Here is a 19,496-nt window from a genome sequence, read left to right on the forward strand (position 1 = left end):
TATCATCATTTACGATAAGAAGATCTCTTGCCTGCTGCAAGACTTGACTTGAATACCAAATGACAACTGTCTATGGTAAATGCAAAGCACAAATCATTTACGTCAACGGTATTCACGCCAAGATAGTACTGAATGTAAGTCTTGCCATCAGTACCTTTCATAACAGCTTGCACATCTGCGGTTCCATTGTTACAGTTAGTGACATAAAGGTTGACATTAGCTCCGTTCATAGCAGCTAGCCATGAAGGCCAATTTGCCTGTCCACCACTGTTTCTTGATGCAGCGTATCCATTACCCCAACCATAATTATCAGAACGTACTACCGCATATTCAGAATTTGCAGAATTACGGAGTATCGTCACGAAATTATTCCAGTTGCCAGCCATACTACTGTAATTGGTAAATGATACAGCATAAGTTTTACCGGCAGGAACTTTAATGTTATCTGTAAATACAGACCACCATGCACCTGTATTATCTGCTGCTCCGAGAGCAGTAGGATTTGGAGTTACAAATGTAGATGATGATTCTGAAACTGTTACCGATACATTATCCGTCTTTCCATTTGCCGTACTAACAGTAACGTTATATGTGCCAGCAGAAGCTGGAACTGAAGAGAACTTAAGTTTTGCATTATCAATTACAGCAGAACTTCCGTCTGCATACGTTGCTGTGACTTCCATACCTGTAGGGTCAAAAGCCAAAGTGCGGTCAGTCATACCACTTGTTGCTGCAGAATTGAAGAAATAGTAATTACTTCTGCTCGGCGCCTTTGTAATCTTTATAGATGAAATGCTGTTCACAACATTGAACTTTGCATACGCAACAATCGGTTTTGTAGCATTACTGCCCTTGAAAGTCTTGTTGTATATCACTACAAGATTCTTCTCTCCCGGTACATCCATATCAGGAATAGCAGAAATATAAAGTTCAGAAGCAGGAATTACTTTCTTTACACCTTCCTCATAAGTAACCTCAGCAGAGATGTTCGACATTGCCTTGTCAAGTGTAGTGCCTCGTGTAACCTCATCAGGAACATTCTGGAGCACCATAGATACAGGGGCTTTGTCCTGAGCAGAAGTAAGTCCACCTATTGGAACAATGTTTGTCTGAAGGAAATCAATATAAGAACCCTCTGGCACTAGGAAACAACGAATATTGGTATCAGAAGGATCAGCATTGAGATTAGACAGCTTAAATGGCTGATCATAGGTCTTTGTTACTGTACCATTCGTAATCTTTATTTTAAAAGCATTGCTACTAGTGCGATCTACAGTTATCGTTACTTTTCCACCTAACTTCTGCACATTTGCGTCTTTGTTGTTAGCATCTGGAGCGAGCAACTGCGTGCTGTTGGTATACTTAAAATATAGATGATTTCCCCACTGTGAATTATACTTGGCTGAATCGCCAGTAGCATCAAAACGGAATGAACCATATTCCTGATATCCAGTACCACCACGATCGACATCATTTGTAAAGACAATCGCGAAGTTCTTATAATAAGTATTATCGCCAGAGTTGAGATTAAGGTTTAACACGGCATTCCACTTCTGTCCGTCTGGAACAACATAATACTTCGAGAAACTAGACCACCATCCTGAAGAATAGTCACTATTACCAATCGTGTACACATCTTCCTGCATGCCAACCAAAACCTCTTCGTTTGATTTCTTTGAATTCTCTATAGAGTCTATTTTATGGGAAATCCAGTCTGGAGCATTCACATTATACACGTCGCCGCCCTCGCAACTGGCAAGAGCCAGTAGTCCAAATGCAGCACCACAAAAAATGGATGCTATTTTATTTAGATGTTTCATAATCTTTTATAGATAAATGTAATGTGTTATTTCTATTTGCTTAGACTTACCACTGGATGTATTGTCCAACCCTTCTGACTAAAGTAGGTTGAGTTATCAGTTCCGTCATTAGCAGAATTACCCTTAAGGTTAGGATTATTGTTAAGCAAACCTTGATAAATAGGCAGGAACTCATGTCCCTGAACATAAGAATCATAAGAGCTCTTTAGTTCTGGATCAGTTGCTATGTTAGAATAGCTAACAGGATCCTTCACATGGTGTATAGAACGGCGGAAAGTTCCGTGTTCCTTCAACTGCTGCAAACGGTCGGCACTGTAAAAGAAGCCCCAACGCAGGAGGTCGAATCCACGACCAAACTCACAACCAAATTCCTTTGGACGCTCTACATTGGCAATCTGCTCAAAAAGCATATTTGCATTTGGAAAATCAGCAAGTTTCAAGTCTGCAAGATTTGCACGTTCGCGAACCTGATTAATCCAATCGATAGCCTGCTGTGTAGGACCGTTGACTTCATTCTCACATTCTGCTGCACGAAGTAACACATCAGAGTAACGCATCATACGCAGGTTTATACCATCATGCAAACCTGTTACCACCTTATTATATAGACCAGTGCGTAGATTCGTAAACTTAGCGATTGGTAAACCACCATTATTATTGTTTGTTACCACCGTGTCTGCAGCAGTAAGTTTAGACGTATAACATGAGTTGCCATATTCAAATCCTTCCCAGTCAGACTCATAAGTTCCGATAGTCCAATATAAACGTGGATCAAGTTTGCCAGCTGTTGTACGCTCACCCTTGAAAAGTTGATACAACCATGGTGAAGCAGATATATCAGCCCAACCACCATAAGCACCAGGACCATAGTTACTTTCAATAGCAGAACCCTGTGTAGCATAAGCACTTGTGTTTGCTGGAGTCCACTCATCGTCTGTGCCCTGCGAACCATAATCAAGGAATTGCACCTCAAACAGACTCTCAGCATTATTCTCATATTGAGAACCTTCACGGAAATTATCACCATAGTTTGCCATTAACTTGTATGTTCCGTATTTCTTGGCCATGATATCTTTGAGTACTGCAAGCGCATCACTATACTTATGACGCTGCATCAGAGCACGTGCATAATATCCAGCAGCAGCACCACATGTAGCACGACCTCCAGACCATTCACCACCCGTATCACGAGAAGGAAGTAAAGTCATTGCCTCCTGTAAATCTTTTTCTACCTGATCAAGTACTGCATCAAAAGTACTATTAGCACCATATAGACCATCAAGAGTAGAATAATCTTTATAGTCTGTTATCAGTGGAGGATTCTGATAATATCCTACTAGGTTATAATATGATAAACCACGAAGGAACAGCACTTGTCCCTTGATGCGACGCATATCTTCAGAGAGTTGGGCATCATCGCCGTTGCAACGTGAAAGAACAAAGTTACATACATTGATTGTGTAATACCATTCACGCCAAGACCATGAACTTATTTCATCGGTAACTGGCTCATTAAGATCATCAAAAGGCAGATACCACACCTGAGATGAATTCCATGCTTCATCACCGCGGCATACATCTATTGTGTAGCCTACACGAGCATAAGAACCTTCCATACGAATATGGTTATAAGCAGCTATAACGCTTTCCTGCAAGTCATCAGCATTAAAGCCAAATGTACCTGTTGTTTGCTGGTTTGGATTCATCAGTTCCAGCTTATCATTGCACGATGTGAATGTGCTTAGACCCAGCAAAAGGGCCAGTGAAATTTTATATAGTTTCATATTGAAAAGACATATTAGGTTAGAATGTGAATTGGACACCGCACATATATGTTTGTGGTGTTGGGAAAGAACAGAAGTTATATCCCGGAGTAAATGTACCGCCAGCATAGTCAACATTGTAACCGTGATAGCCGGTAAATGTGTAAACATTCTGAGCCGAGATATATGCACGCGCACCAGAAATTATGCCTTTGAACCATTTGTCTGGTAAGTTGTAACCAAGTTCAATATTGGCAATCTTCCAATAAGCAGCATTCTGAATTTTGCGAGAACTGAAAAGATCATTCCATGCCAAAGAAGCGTTGTTTGTTACATAAGTACGTGGAACACTTGAGATGTATGTCTTACCATCAGCAGAATATTGATTCGCATTTAAGATTGACACATCTTTATTTCCCCATCCATAACATGAATTAAGACTATTATAAATATCATCTGATACATGATAGTTTAATGCTCCATAAGTAGAAATTGTCAAATCGAAGTTCTTATATTCAAGACGTGCACTCAAACCGTAGTTTATCTTTGGCAGACCACTACCAAGGGTAACTTGGTCGTAAGCATCGATTTTACCATCAGGTTTACCATTTGGACCACTTACATCCTTGTAAAGACAGTCACCAACATTGGCACCTTGCTGTGTAGCATGATTGTCCAAATCTGATTGTGTACGTGCAATACCTTCATAAACCCAACCATAGAACTGACCTACTTCATGACCTACGTAAGTAGCATAAGAACCTGTAATATATGAATTAGTTCCGAAACCTAAAGAAGTAACCTTATTCTTCAATGTACTAAGGTTAGCACTGATATCATACTTTAATTGGTTATCGTGGTTACGATATGTGGCAGAGAACTCAAAGCCACTGTTGTCCATAGAAGCGGCATTCATTGTAACACTTGTGTTTGAAACACCTGCTTGTGCAGGAACAGGAACTCCATAAAGTAAATCCTCTGAACGGTTTTTGTACCACTCTGCTGTAAACTCAACACGATTATTAAACATGGCAAGGTCAACACCAATATTGGTAGTTTTCTTCTTCTCCCATGCAATGTTATCATTTACATAGGTAGATATGGCAGAACCTGTAACAGGGGTATTGTTGAAACTGTAAGTCATGTTGTTACGATTCATTGTAGCCATGTATTGGTATTCACCAATATTCTCATTACCGAGTACACCATAGCTGGCGCGAACCTTAAACATATTTACGATATCGCGACTGATTGGGAAGAATTTCTCCTTATCAAAACGCCAACCTACAGATACAGATGGGAATGTTCCCCAACGAATATCTTTAGAAAGACGTGAACTACCATCACGACGGATAATTGCAGAAATCAAGTATTTCTCATCATAGTTGTAATTAAGACGAGCAATATAAGAAGCTAAAGCATGCTTATATTCATAAGATGAAGAATATGTTTTGGATGCATTCTGAAGCTGCAAGAAATAAGGTTCAGAGAAGTTTACGCCCCAACCAGTAAGAGTATTTGAGTTTTCCTCTTCGTATGTCTGACCTAACACAAGATTGATATTGTGTAGTCCTAACGTACCATCATAAGTAAGAGTATTCTCAATCAACGCATCATTGTATGTACGCTCACCTTTTGTAAGGCGCTCATTACTCTTGTCTAGATAAACACGGTTACTCTGAATCCATGCAGATATCCAAGTATTATCCTTTGCATGGGTATTACTGTATGAAAGATTAATCTTATAATTCAGATGTTGGTTCTTATTGCCCAAGCCTATCATCTTTAATAAGTCTACATCAGCAGAAGCCGTACCAACAAAGCGATCAACTACTGTATTACGCTTAAGCATATTGTTTACTAACAAAGGGTTAGATGCAGATATATCACCATGAATATTATCATAATATACACCATAGCCGTATGCATCATAATTATAGTTGCTGGCAGAACCCACTTTATCGTCAAGCACCCATGTAGATGAGTCATAAGCCTTAATAGTTGGTTGCATCAACAAAGTTCCACGCAATACGTTGGTAACATCACCATACAATCCCTGAACATATTCTGAAGAATTAGAAAGTCCCATATTGTCTTGGCTTGAATGTGAGTAAACCATACTTGTACGGAACTTAATAAACTTAGTTTCAAAAGTGTTGTTTGCACGTGCGTTGTAACGCTTATAGTTTGGTCCAGCACCTTCAAGCGTACCCTTCTGCTCGAAGTAGTCAAGAGCAACATTATAAGTACTGCTAGCACTACCACCACTGAAGTTTACGTTATGATTCTGTCGGATACCAGTTTTAAACACTTCATTGAACCAATCTGTGTTGGTATTATCCATAAAATGATATTGACCAGTATTTGCATCAAGACTGTAGCCTCCAGGTAGAGTTGTATTAGAGTTAGCGCATGCCTTACCAAGATAATTACTATACTGATCTGAATTCATCACATCATAAACACCGCCAGAAACTTTATCAACACCAAAATAACCAGAGTATCCAACCTTCAAGGGTTGGTCTTTTTGACCATTCTTTGTAGTAATGATAATCACACCGTTAGCAGCACGCGAACCATAAATAGCACCAGCAGAGGCATCCTTCAGCACTTGGATTGAAGCAATGTCATTAGGAGAGAAGTCACGGATAGAAGTTCCCATAGGAACACCATCTATAACATATAAAGGTGCTGTACTTCCAAATGAACCGATACCACGTACTCTTACCGTAGGATCAGCACCAGGCTGACCATCTGTTGTAATCTGAACGCCAGGAACCTTACCTTCAAGCATTGTAGAAATGTTAGAGTTAGAAACCTTTTTCATCTCTTCTGCATTTACAATAGAAACAGAACCTGTTAAGTCAGCTTTCTTTTGCGTTCCGTAACCGACAACAACAACTTGATTAAGCGTCAAGTCATTAGAAGAAAGTTGAATTTGATCAATGATAGCGCGACCACGAACAGCAATCTCGCGATCTTTATACCCAACATAGCTCACTGACAAAATAGCATTGGCAGGAACATTTAATTGGAAAGCACCATCCAAATCCGTCACAGTTCCTACGTTGGAACCTTTAGCTTTGACGGTTGCACCAATAAGAGGTTGTCCATCTTGGTCTACAACACGACTTTTGACCTGAATGATCTCTGTCTGTGTTACTGAAGCGACCATGGGTAAAGGACTTACTATAAGACCTCCCATAAAATTCAGAACAAGCATCACTGAGAATAAATGTTTTCTCATTTTAATTGTTTTTAGTTATTAATGTTAATAGATTTTATGATAATTAATGTCGCAAATATAGATAAAGAGTAAAAATACATGGTGGACAAATCAATCTATTAGGTGGACAAATATGTATTTAGGTGTAATTGCTAAATTTATCCAACATTACTAAAAGGCTTTGTTTACTAGTATTTCTCCTTAATATACAAAAAGTTATTTTATAAAAGCTGTTCATTCTCACGACATTGTGTTATTAAAATTTATTTTTCTCTCTCAGTATTACAACTATCTTACAAGAGTATTCCTACGAAAGCAAATAATTAAAAAACTTTATTAATATAATCATATTATATATTAATTAGAAAGCTTTATCTTTGCACATAATATTAAGGAACTGTTTATGCAAGACGTAGACTTACTAAACTTTTTTTTAGAACTAAATGAAAAAAAACATTGTTGTGCTTAGTTTTTTAACTTTCTGAACTGTATAGTTATTATATGAAGATAAAAACTGATATAGAAAGAATATTCAAGCGATATTATGAGAAGATGTATCATCTTGCCAGATACATTATCTATGATAATGACAATTCACAGCATCTACGCTTATATTTCAACTGGAATAAAAAAGAAGATTTACAACACAATATCAAGCTTTTAAATGGATTTAGTCGAATAAACATAACTTGCACAGACAATACAATCACAGTAGAATAAAATCATGAGAAAACTATTAATCATTATCATCTGTGTATTGACTTGTCCGATATACGCACAGAAAATAAGCAAGAAGTATGTGAATGCACCCATATCAGTTGCTTTGGAAGATATTAACAGCATGCAAAATAAATATGCCATTAATTTCATTTATAATGAACTTGAAGACTTCAAAGTAACAGCCATCATACACAATAAATCTGTTACTGATGCCATTCAGCAATTAATAGGTTTTTATCCTATAAAGATGACCCAAATGTCAAACTCAATACTAGTAGAATGTATACAAAAGACAAACAACAGATATAAAGGTCGCATTATTGACGAGAAAAATGAGCCGGCAGAGTTTGCTAACATTACATTATTATCAGCGGCAGATTCTACGATTATAGGCAACGGCGTAAGTAATGAAAGCGGATATTTTGCCATTCCATGTGATGCAAAAAAAGTAATAGCAAAGGTTTCTTATATTGGATATAAAACTTTTAAAAAGACATATACTAATACTGATATTGGAATTATACAATTGCACCCTGCTCAAATGATCATCAAGGGAGTAACAATAAAGGCAAACAGACCTCAATATAAAATGGTGAAAGGTGGCATGACAATAAACATTGAGAATTCATTACTCAGTGACGTAGGCACTGCATCAGAAGTACTAGCACTATTGCCAAGGGTTAGTTTTGATAAGCAAAGCGGAAAGGCTAGTGTATTTGCCAAAGGTGAAGCTGATATTTATATCAATAATAAAAAAGTGAATAGTGCTGCAGACTTAACACGTCTGAAGTCTGATGAAATAAAAAGCGTAGACATCATAACAAGTCCTGGAGCAGAATACAATGCAACAGTTCAATCAGTTATTCGCATTAAAACCATCAAAAAACAAATAAATGGAATAAGCATAAGTAATAGTTCAAACATTTCGAATAACAGCAAGACTTCTGGATATAACGACTTAACGTTGAGCTATCAAAAGAAAGGTCTGGAATTATTCACCGACATATTTTTTAGTAACAGAAATTTTATTCAAGACTGCGACTCAAAAACAAAGATGTTATTTGACAACTATCAGCTACAACAGAACGTAAACTTTGTAGGAAATAACAGATGGGCAAACATATCTTCTGAACTAGGCATAAACTATGATATAGACAAGGATAACTCAATAGGATTGTCATATACACTAGATAAGAATACTTTTGGGCATTACAAGGAAAATGGAACTTATGATATTCTACGCAATAACATAATTGAAAATAGTATAGTTATGACTAATAATACCAATTCACAAAATGGACCTAATAATGAAATCAACCTATATTATGTAGGTAAGATAGGTCACATTGGCATTGATTTCAATAGTTCATACTATAGTTGTAAAGCAAGCTCTGATTCTCACACCGAAGAAATTAATCAAGAATCTGAAAATAGGAAGACAAACACACATTCGAATAATAACAACCGTATGATAGCAGAAAAATTAGTTATGAATTATTCGTTAAAGAATATCGGTACGATTAGCTGGGGCACAGAACTCACTCATACTAAATCATTAGGTGAATATGAGATTAAAGAAGGATATGTAGATAATTCACAAGACAATATAAAAGAAAACAATATTGCAGGATTTGCAGAATTTGAGAAACAACTAAATAATTGGAATTTCAATGTCGGTATGCGATACGAATATTTAGCATCTCGTTATTATTCTTTTGGAATCAAACAGGATGATTTGTCACGCTGCTATGGTAATTGGTTTCCGTCAATATCTGTTTCATGGAATAAGGATCAATGTGGTATTCAATTCAATTATGAAGTAAAGACACAGCTTCCTACATATAGGGAATTAGAAAATGATAAGCAATATGATAACCAATACGAATACGAATGTGGAAATCCATCACTGAACAAAAGTATAATACACAATTTTGAAACGACAATGACACTTTCGTGGTTGAATATTTCTGCCGGATACTCCTACATAAAGGATGCTATAATGTGGACTAGCTATTTATATAATGGTAAGGAAATTAACTATGCCATTTTCATGAACTATCCACATAAGCAAAACGTAAATTTCTCTATCATCATGTCTCCGAAGTTTGCCTGGTACCAACCTACATTTGAGGCGATGTATAATCAGCAGTTTTTCAATACCAAGAAATACGGTGCTAGTATAAATCTTGACAGACCAAACATCATATTGAACTTAAAAAACATGTTTAAGATATCTGATTCGTTTTCCGCAATATTTTCTACAGAATTTGACAGCTATGGCGATGACGGATTCTTTCGTGGTAGCCCATATTGGGACACAAACTTTTCTATACACAAATCATTCTTCAACAAAGCCCTTAGCATAAATATTTCTGCAAATGATATATTTAATACCCAACGAACAAATCGCAAACAATATTCAAAACAAATTATTACCCAAAATAAGTTTAACCTCCACGATCACTCTATAGGAATGACAATAACCTATAATTTCAATGAATATCACACTAGATATAAGGGAACTGGTGCAGGAAATGAAGAAAAGCGAAGAATGTAGAAGCCGCTCTATAATGTTGCTTCTTAGTTACTTTTAATAAGAGGTTGCCTCACGGAATAATGCAGATTATGCAGAGGAAAATAGCTACGCAATCTGTATAATCTGCGAGAGAACATATTAACAGGTTTTGTACTGTCATAAAAACAGAGATGCTTACATTCCCTTTCCTTTATACGTAACTTTTTAAATTATCATCAAATAGTAAAAAATTACCTTAAAAATTAGTTTCATATCTAATTTATTATTATCTTTACCGACAGGTCAGAGATAACTTCATACTTTGGCTATTACTACCAAGAATACAACAGAAGAAATTTCTTCGGCCTGTTTAAGTATAATTCTATTTAATTCGTAAAAGGTATGAAAAAGATAGTATTGATTAGACACGGTCAAAGCCAGTGGAACAAAGAAAACAGGTTTACAGGTTGGACAAATGTAGACTTATCTCTTCAAGGTATTGAAGAGGCTGAAAATGCAGGAACTCTTTTAAAAAAGGAAGGTTATTCTTTCGATGTTGCTTACACCTCTTATTTAAAGAGAGCTGTAAAAACACTCAACTGTGTCCTGGATAAAATGGATGAAGATTGGATTCCTGTCTTTAAATCATGGAGACTGAACGAAAAGCACTACGGTTTTCTTCAAGGTATGAACAAGAGCGAAACTGCTGAAAAATATGGAGACGAACAGGTTCATATATGGCGCAGAAGTTTTGAAATCGCTCCTCAGCCTCTATCAGAAGACGATTTTGATAATCCACGGCACGACCCACGTTATGCCGCTGTTCCTCCTGAATATATTCCAGACACGGAATCCCTGAAAGATACAATACAAAGAGTTATGCCTTACTGGGAGTGTGAAATTTTTCCTCATTTGATGAAGGTTGACAATATACTGGTCGTTGCGCATGGTAATAGTCTGCGTGGCATCGTGAAGCATCTAAAAGGTATTTCTGATGAAGCGATCAGTGACATGAATATTCCGACAGCAGTTCCTTATGTCTTTGAGTTTGATGACAATCTAAAATTTGTCCGTGATTTCTACTTGGGCAATCAGGAAGAAATCAAACGCAAACAGGAAGCTGTTGCTAGACAGGGACTGGCGAAATAAAGAGATACAGAGATGCCAGTTCTGCAAATAGATAAATAACAAAAGCTCTGTGTTTTAAAATAACAAGTTTAAAATAAAAAATTATGAATGCAATTCAATTAAAACAAATGACATCCGCAAAAGGATTCATTGCAGCACTAGATCAGAGTGGTGGCAGTACGCCAAAAGCCTTGAAGGGATATGGCGTTAATGAAGATGCGTGGACTACTGAAGAAGAAATGTTCCAGCTTGTCCATCAGATGCGTACTAGGGTCATCAAGGCACCAGCCTTTAAAGGTGATAGAATCATCGCATCCATTTTGTTTGAGAACACGATGAACCGTAAGATTGACGATAAATATACCGCAGATTACCTTTGGGAAGAAAAGAAGGTAGTTCCTATCCTGAAAATAGATAAGGGACTAGCTGATTTGGAAAACGGTGTACAGGTAATGAAACCGATGCCTGATTTGGATGACCTACTGGAACAGGCACAAGAGAGACATATCTTTGGTACAAAGATGCGTTCTGTAATCAAGGAGGCAAATGAAGATGGTATTAAAAAAATTGTTGACCAGCAGTTTGAAATTGCCAAAAGAATCATTGCCTACGATCTTGTTCCTATCATCGAACCGGAAGTAGACATTCATGCTCCGGAAAAGACAAAATGTGAAGAACTCCTTAAAAAATATATAAAAGAGGAGCTGAAAGCGTTAGGTAAGGACCAGAAAGTAATATTCAAGTTAACCATTCCGAGCATTGACAACTTCTATGCTGACTTGATGAAAGATCCCCATGTTGTACGTGTTGTTGCGTTGTCTGGCGGATATTCACAAGATGAAGCCTGCGAAAAGCTAACACATAATCACAAAATGATCGCCAGCTTCTCGAGAGCCCTGCTACAAGATTTAAGTATCAGCCAGTCTGATGCAGACTTTAATAAGATGCTGAAAGACGCTATTGAGAAAATATATCAGGCATCGATACTGTAAGAACCTGCAATAATTATTTTTCTAATCATTACAACAAGAAGGAAAAATAGTTGCTACTATAATATTTCCCCGAAAGTTCTTTTACTTTCGGGGAAATTTATTAAAAGATTGACTGCAGCTATTCATACAGGATTTCAAACATTTCGACATTCGTGATTGTCGATTTATCATTATAATGCTTTGCTGTGAATGGTGGAATAACTCAAGAATAGTAATCCTAAGAAGTTAAAGAAACAAGCAGAACTTTTGTGGAATATCTTAGACAAATGATAAGAAAAAAAAGCTCAATTTTTTCTAATAGATTGAGCTTATTTTATAGCAAAGAACTTCTTTGTCTCCCGCAGATCTCGCTGATTTACGCAGACGAAACCCCAAAAACTACAATAACCATAAACAAAAAATCTCTGCGATATAATGCAGCGTGCTGCATTCATCTGCGTCATCTGCGTTATCTGCGAGAGAATAACACGCAAGAGTACTCAATCAATCCGCACAGATGAAACCCCAGTGTCTCCCGCTGATTTCGCAGATTTACGCAGACAAACCACAAAACCACATTAACCACACAATCTGTCTTTCTCTGCGAAATAATGCAGCCTTGCTGCATTTCTCTGCGTGATCTGCGCTATCTGCGAGAGAATATTCACGTAAGCGTACTCAATCAATCGGCAAAGAAGAAACTTATGTGTCTCTCGCAGATCACGCAGATGATCGCAGACAAACCACAAAGCTATAATAACCAAACTGTCTTTCTCTGCGAAATAATGCAGCTTGCTGCATTCGTCTGCGTAATCTGCGTGATCTGCGAGAGAATAAACACGCAAGAGTACTCAATCTATCACCAAGAAAATAAACAACACATTATCTGCGAGACCCATATAAACAAGAAAGAGGGATGCACTTTAGCGCATCCCTCTCCTGTTATCCTGCAATCCATACCGTGCAGCTAAGTAGCGCTGTGAGCGCTGCAATTAACCATATTAAGTTGGTTATGATTTTAATTAAGTCGTTGAAATCGTGATAGCTCATTCGGCTATTCCTGTGTTTCACTCTGTTGCGTCCCGAGCAACCCTAGAAGACTTGAAGCGATAGCGATTACTATCTTGATTATCCATGAAATGTTTACTTTGTTCTTATCCATTTTGTTCTGCTTTTAATTCGTTGTTTTTTTTGTGTGTGTTGTTAAAACAAAGTCCCCCCTGTGCGCATCAGAGGGGAACGATGTTTAAGGCTTTACTACTCCGCCGTTTGGATCACCTGCAGCTGATGCAGTTTTGATTTTGTTGTACTCTGCGTACTCCTTCATCTTCGTACCAGTTACCAATGCCTTTGTGCGTGTCTTTGAACCTGCGTCTACATGTGCTTCTGGACAGAAGCGGATGTTTACCTTTTTAATGTTCTTGGCTGGTGAGAACTCCTTAACGCTATCTGCGCCAACACACTTTAGTGTGAGCTTGAATGAGCCTAGTCCTGCGATCTTTACGACCTTTGATTCCTGAAGTTCTGATGTCATTACCTCAGCAAGTTCTGTTAGTACTGCAAGCACATCACTCTTTTTAACCGAGCAGTTTGACTGAATCTTTTCTGCCATGTCAGCAAGTTGAGCTGTTCCGAGATAGACGGCACGAGCATAGAACTTGTTATAGGTTTTCAGATTCTTTTTGTTTTTGTTCATGTAAATTTTGTAATTCAGCATGTTTCTTTTTCCTTTCGTTTTAAATTGTTTTTTTACTGTTTGAGACTTGCTGAAAGCATCATATATGTGCACCTATAATGTTCCTCCTTTCATTAAGCCCAGTCACCTGATTTTCAAATTACAGGGGCAAAAATTCTGCAAACGAGAGCAAAATCATCAAGCTTGCTTGAATGTTTTGCCGAGCGCCGCTGAATTTTATGCAAAGGTACTGCAATATTTCCATGCTTGCAATGAAATCATGTTTGGCATGTTAGCCAAAGTTATGTTGTCCTATGTTTTGCGTTATTACTTGTTGCTCTCCTCACACTTTTAAACGGCCGATTCTCCCGCTGATTACGCTGATTCCCGCAGACGAAACTAAGATTAATTTGTTCTCTGTATCTAAAAAATCACTCATAAGTAGTTGCTATAAGCTTAAAAAATAACGTCTAAATGTTTAATAACACTTAGGCGTAATCTTAATTTTATCTATTGATTATATTTTGCTAAGAGTACTTATTATAATTGTATCCCCACGGATATAATCACATCATGGGAATGGTAAGGAAGTAGCTTATCAGAAAAAGGAACACGCAAAAAATGCGTGTTCCTTTCTTTCTCGAAAATAACATATACTGACTATCAATGCGTTAGCATCGGATGTTACATACATGTCGCAAAAACGGAGATAACCCTTGATAGGTACAATTGACAAAAAGAAGGGATAACGACCCAAGAATCCTCTTTTACTGCATAAAAATGGCTATCAGAGATTATAAAAATGAATAATAAGTTATTAAAATGCAGGATTCTTAAAGAAAAGTCCCTCGAATCTTCGTTATCATAGAAAAAATTGACTATCTTTGCTCATATGTTATTAATAATGTATGCTCTTGACATATTGCGGGCACATCATATTAACTTCAGCAAAATAAGAATGGAAAATCGAATCAAAGTCGTTCTTGTAGATAAGAAGAGGACCAACAAGTGGCTAGCCGAGCAACTTGGTTGTTCACCAACTACCGTGAGCAAATGGTGCACCAATGTCAGTCAACCACCGATGGATACTTTCGTCAAGATAGCCGAGCTTCTCGAAGTCAATATCAGCGAGTTACTGAGACTAGAGAAGAAAAACGAGGTTGAAAGTAACTCATAACTAATTCACAATAATTTCTGCACAGAAACAGAAATATTTTATCATGAGTGTTTATGACTGATATTATACAAGATTCTGAAAATACGCTAGAACTTCAGTCTCCATTTGACCAGCTTCGTGAAGTGGATGCTGATGGCAAGGAATGGTGGAACTCACGCAAGCTGGCGCGTGTGATGGGCTATGGAAAGTATTGGAACTTTGAACGCGTCATAGCTAAAGCGCAAGCATGGACTTCACAAAAAGGCTACCACCTTGGCGATCATTTCGTGGAGATTACAGAGATGGCAGAGCTTGGCAGTGGTGCTGTGAGGAAAGTAACCAGTATTCGACTTTCACGTGCTGCTTGTATGGCTGTTGCAATGAATGCCGACAAAAAGAAGGAAATGGTAAAGGTGGCACAACAGTATTTTAGTGCTACTATTACACCCGATGTTGCGGCACGAAGCATGGAAGCATCCATACTCATGTATAGAGGTGGACATGGAAACGTGCAAGTACAAGTTATCTTTGATACAAACACATTCTGGCTTTCTCAGCAAAGAATGGCTGAACTGTTTGGAGTGACTCAACAGAATATTAGCTATCATCTTTCACAGATAGAGGAAAGTGGAGAAATCCATTTGTCCGATGGTTACAAAAAAGTTTTGTCACCTTCGGACAAATGGTCTGGCGAAGTGATGATGTACAACCTTGATGTCGTTATCGCAGTTGGATATCGCGTTAATAGTTATGAGGCGACACAGTTCAGGATATGGGCAACACAGATACTTAAAGAATATCTTACCAAGGGATTTGTGCTTGATGATGAACGTCTGAAGGGTAAGAATGCATTCGGTACAGACTATTTTGATGATTTGATTGCTCGCATACGTGAGATTCGAATCAGCGAGCGTCGTTATTACCAAAAAATCACTGATATATATAGCGAGTGCAGTTCTGACTATGATAAGGACTCTGAAGAGACTCGCTTGTTCTTCAAAACCGTACAGAACATGATGCACTATGCGGTCACACAGCAAACTGCTGCAGAGATCATCTACGATCGTGCAGATGCTGAACGTCCTTACATGGGATTGACTTCTTGGAAAAATGCTCCTGATGGTCGAGTTGTTAAGTCTGATGTTACTGTAGCAAAGAATTATCTGAGTGAAAAAGAGGTCAATTCATTGAACCGTCTGAGCAATGCTTTCATTGATATTGCTGAGCAAAGAGCAGAAGATCATATTCTTATGTCAATGACTGATTGGTCAAGTCTCTTACAACGCTACATGGATTTGAACAACCGTCCTATGCTGCCTGATGCAGGACGCGTGACTCACGAAGAAGCTGTAGAAAAGGCTCTCACCGAATACGACAAGTTCCGTGTTATTCAAGACCGTGAAATAATGAACGACTTTGATCGTTATTTAGGTTCTCTTCATCTTGAAGCAGGGGATTTGGATAAATAGTTTTGGATTTAACTAATGCAGCAAGCTGCATTCCTCTGCGTCATCTGCGTGATCTGCGGGAGAATACACATCCAAACTTACTCAATCTATATTATACACACAAACCCCAATATATCTCCCGCAGATCTCGCTGATTTACGCAGACAAACAACAAAACAACATTAACCTCACAAACTGTCTTTCTCTGCGTAATAATGCAGCCCTGCTGCATTCCTCTGCGTGATCTGCGTAATCTGCGGGAGAATATTCACGCAAGAGTACTCAATCTATATTATACACATAAACCCCAATATATCTCCCGCAGATCTCGTTGATTTACGCAGACGAAACCCAAAACAACATTAACCCTCACAACCTCACCAAACTGTCTTTCTCTGCGTGATAATGCAGCTTGCTGCATTCCTCTGCGTCATCTGCGTGATCTGCGGGAGAATATTCACGCAAGAGTACTCAATCTATATTGCTCAAATGAAACCCCAGCAGTCTCCCGCAGATCTCGCAGATTGACGCAGACGAAACCCAAAACAACATTAACTACAAACTGTCTTTCTCTGCGATATAATGCAGCTTGCTGCATTCGTCTGCGTCATCTGCGCTATCTGCGAGAGAATACACATCCAAACTTACTCAATCTATATTGTACACATAAACCCCAAGAAGTCTCTCGCAGATCCCGCAGATAATCGCAGACAAACCACAAAACAACAAAACAACAAAACATCAAACCACAACAACCACACTAACTTCCTCGCGCGCGCACGCACATAGGGTTTTTCAAAAATACCAGTGTCGTAGTGTCTATGTTCTGACTATCAGAATGTTGCATCCCCAATCTTCATTAATCAAGTGTCACCACTGTGTCGTTTGTCGCAACGTCATATCGGCGAGCCTTTCCCCTTGTCAACTTGAACTTGTTGCGTGTCACAATATGGCCCACGCGCATGATGTTGCTGTTGTTGATGCTGATGTTATGATACTTCATCTTCATCCGCTGCACAATCTCCGTTGCCGTAAGTCGCAACGCCTTTTCATCCTTAGACGGACGATGGAACATCTCGAAGAAGATGTCGTCCATACAGTCAATCTGTAGGAAGTCGGCATTGTCAATCTGAATCTTATGCTCCGTCTCATTGTCGAAATAGGTCCTCGCTCCCGATTTTACCTCCGCTACCGCCTGAGCATACATCTGCTCATAGTTCACAGCCGTACTCGTGTCTATGCGCTCTTTCACCCTGATGCACATGTATCGGCGTGAACCGGTATAGTCAATCAACGGTTGGGGATTGTTGGTCGTGGCGATGAAGGCAGCATATCGCTTGTGCTGCTGCGTGATGCTCTCATAAAGATTGCGATATTTCACGTCAACCGCCTGCAACATGTACTTCAAAAACGCTGTCTGACGTTTTGAAATGCTGTCATATTCATCTATGTTTATCAATATAAAACGACTCAAAGCCTTCATTGCGTCCTCTTTCTTCGTGAAGTCCACCCTGTCAGTGAAATAAATCTGCTGTTCTTCGGGAATGATCATTCTGCAAAATGTAGATTTTCCGTCGCCCTGCTCACCCACAAGAAGCGGAACAAGTGAATTACCGTGCATGGAGTTTGACCGCATCCACTGACTCACCATACCGATAAACCACAGGTGGAAGTTCTTCACCCAGTCCAGGTTGTCTGTTTTCACCCTCTCGGCAAACTTGTCAATACGGTCCTCTCCGTCCCATTTCGGCAGATACGATATCCAGTCAGCAATCGGGTCGTATTCTTCGGTGAACGACGATTCAATAAATCGCTTCACATCCTTGTCCCACGCATCTATACCTTCGGCTTTTGCATTTATCGTTATCGTGTTGAGCACCTCTTTCGTGACGGATTTCCACGAGAATAGAAAACTGTCACGCTCCCTGTATTCGCAGTCGTTGGTGATTTCATTTTTTCTGAAAGCATACCTCACATTCAAAAACGTGCGCAGTCGTTCAATATCTATCGTCATTTTCGGTATGGCACATTCCGATTTCGGCGCACTCGTGTCATAAACATTGCGGAAACAGTTGCGCACGATATACTCAAAGTTGCAATACGGAGCATGGCGCATGAGCCGCTTGATGCAGAACTCCTCTTCAAGTCCNTTTCGCTGACATTCCTTNGCCANTTCCGTCACGGTCTCGTCCATATCCANGGCTACGGNATTGTTGATGATATTGAGNAATATCGTCTGAAACTTCGCCATTGCCATGTGCTGCTTTTCATAGAAAGGAATCACGCCAGTTTCCCTGCCTGCATTGTAACTCGTTCGGCTCATCTGATAACGTATTTCCCTTTTCACCCGCTTCTCCACGCCTTCATGTGGCTGCTGAATAATCATTGGTATGGGAGTGGCATTGAGAAATACGTGCTCGTCTGTACTTATTCTGCACACCGTCTGTGGTGTTGGCACAGCCCTTTCGCATTTGATGCCGAGTTCAGCCTCATAGAACTTTGCCGAAGTGAAGTAGGCATGCTGATGAAAGAAGCTGATATCCTGTTCCGTCTGCGGCAGTGTACCATCTGGCAGCGTGAACGGCACGACAATCTTCAGTGACTTTGCCGAAGCACCCGTGAAGCACATCAACGTCTGAGGAAGTCCTTCAGCTAGAAATTTAAGGTTGGCAATCCAACCGTCCTTAGCCTTGAACGAGAGCAGCACGTAGCCCGTGTATGCCTTTTTGCACAAAGAAAACTGCAACTGTGGCAGCGCAGCCGTTTCTTCGAGCTTCATTCCTGCGATATTCGTGTATGAGTTCAGGGCATATCGCAGTTTATTGCACTGTTTTTGGTATTTTTCACCTCGAATCATGACGAACAGATCGTCAAGACTCATCATTTTTTGCTTGATTTCTTTTTTTGTCTTATACAAGACATTGATTTTAGATAGTTCCATTCTATTTTATCGTTATTTTTTATCGAAAATACGTTTCCACGACGTAACATTTGCGTTATTACGTGGAAACGTTTCTATTGCTACGACACGAAGTTTGCGTTTCTACGATGTAAAGTTTGCGTTTCTATATAGA

At 38.9% G+C, this 19,496-nt stretch carries 12 protein-coding genes; 6 read left to right on the plus strand and 6 right to left on the minus strand.

Translation table 11 applies throughout. The features are described from left to right. Positions 1 to 5: 5 nt before the first annotated feature. Genes B045_RS0106830 through B045_RS0106840 form a run of 3 tightly spaced genes read right to left on the minus strand, consistent with a single transcriptional unit; the run spans position 6 to position 6,830 of the window. The gene (locus tag B045_RS0106830) at positions 6 to 1,820 is read right to left on the minus strand and encodes a bacterial Ig-like domain-containing protein (protein ID WP_018463529.1); all 1,815 of its coding nucleotides are present in this window, start codon (positions 1,818 to 1,820) and stop codon (positions 6 to 8) included. Between the two features lie 32 nt (positions 1,821 to 1,852). Next, complete coding sequence (locus B045_RS0106835; RefSeq protein WP_018463530.1) at positions 1,853 to 3,604, minus strand: RagB/SusD family nutrient uptake outer membrane protein; 1,752 nt, start codon at positions 3,602 to 3,604, stop codon at positions 1,853 to 1,855. Positions 3,605 to 3,623: 19 nt separating this feature from the next. Continuing rightward, entirely contained in the window at positions 3,624 to 6,830 is a 3,207-nt protein-coding gene (locus B045_RS0106840; protein WP_018463531.1) for a SusC/RagA family TonB-linked outer membrane protein, read from the minus strand. A gap of 480 nt (positions 6,831 to 7,310) precedes the next feature. On the opposite strand from B045_RS0106840, the gene B045_RS15520 reads away from it, so the two are divergent. The 4 genes from B045_RS15520 (at position 7,311) to B045_RS0106860 (ending at position 12,164) form a co-directional block, all read left to right on the plus strand. Next, a complete protein-coding gene (locus B045_RS15520) occupies positions 7,311 to 7,529 on the plus strand; it encodes a hypothetical protein (protein ID WP_018463532.1) in 219 nt (72 codons plus the stop codon). A gap of 4 nt (positions 7,530 to 7,533) precedes the next feature. Further along, positions 7,534 to 10,086, plus strand: a complete 2,553-nt coding sequence (locus B045_RS0106850; protein WP_018463533.1) for an outer membrane beta-barrel family protein — start codon at positions 7,534 to 7,536, stop codon at positions 10,084 to 10,086. Between the two features lie 360 nt (positions 10,087 to 10,446). Continuing rightward, on the plus strand, positions 10,447 to 11,193 hold the full coding sequence (gene gpmA / locus B045_RS0106855) for a 2,3-diphosphoglycerate-dependent phosphoglycerate mutase (protein WP_018463534.1): 747 nt from the start codon (positions 10,447 to 10,449) through the stop codon (positions 11,191 to 11,193). Positions 11,194 to 11,276: 83 nt separating this feature from the next. Next, a complete protein-coding gene (locus B045_RS0106860; protein ID WP_018463535.1) occupies positions 11,277 to 12,164 on the plus strand; it encodes a fructose bisphosphate aldolase in 888 nt (295 codons plus the stop codon). 1,033 nt (positions 12,165 to 13,197) lie between these two features. Here the strand turns inward: B045_RS0106860 and B045_RS15645 are convergent. Further along, on the minus strand, positions 13,198 to 13,305 hold the full coding sequence (locus B045_RS15645) for a DUF6486 family protein (protein WP_238312045.1): 108 nt from the start codon (positions 13,303 to 13,305) through the stop codon (positions 13,198 to 13,200). Between the two features lie 84 nt (positions 13,306 to 13,389). Further along, positions 13,390 to 13,860 carry an HU family DNA-binding protein gene (locus B045_RS0106865; RefSeq protein ID WP_018463536.1) on the minus strand — a complete coding sequence of 157 codons (471 nt, stop codon included), beginning with the start codon at positions 13,858 to 13,860 and terminating at the stop codon, positions 13,390 to 13,392. A 916-nt stretch (positions 13,861 to 14,776) separates the two neighbouring features. On the opposite strand from B045_RS0106865, the gene B045_RS14395 reads away from it, so the two are divergent. Further along, positions 14,777 to 14,995: a helix-turn-helix transcriptional regulator gene (locus B045_RS14395; RefSeq protein ID WP_025884466.1), complete on the plus strand. Its 219-nt coding sequence runs from the start codon at positions 14,777 to 14,779 to the stop codon at positions 14,993 to 14,995. A 53-nt stretch (positions 14,996 to 15,048) separates the two neighbouring features. Continuing rightward, positions 15,049 to 16,443 (plus strand): RhuM family protein, encoded by a 1,395-nt coding sequence (rhuM, locus tag B045_RS0106875; RefSeq protein WP_018463538.1) that lies wholly within the window; start codon positions 15,049 to 15,051, stop codon positions 16,441 to 16,443. A gap of 838 nt (positions 16,444 to 17,281) precedes the next feature. Here rhuM and B045_RS0106880 read toward each other — a convergent pair. Beyond that, positions 17,282 to 19,363 (minus strand): VapE domain-containing protein, encoded by a 2,082-nt coding sequence (locus B045_RS0106880; protein ID WP_018463539.1) that lies wholly within the window; start codon positions 19,361 to 19,363, stop codon positions 17,282 to 17,284. Between the last annotated feature and the right edge of the window lie 133 nt (positions 19,364 to 19,496).

The organism is Segatella paludivivens DSM 17968 = JCM 13650 (genome assembly GCF_000373185.1).
GTDB lineage: Bacteria > Bacteroidota > Bacteroidia > Bacteroidales > Bacteroidaceae > Prevotella > Prevotella paludivivens.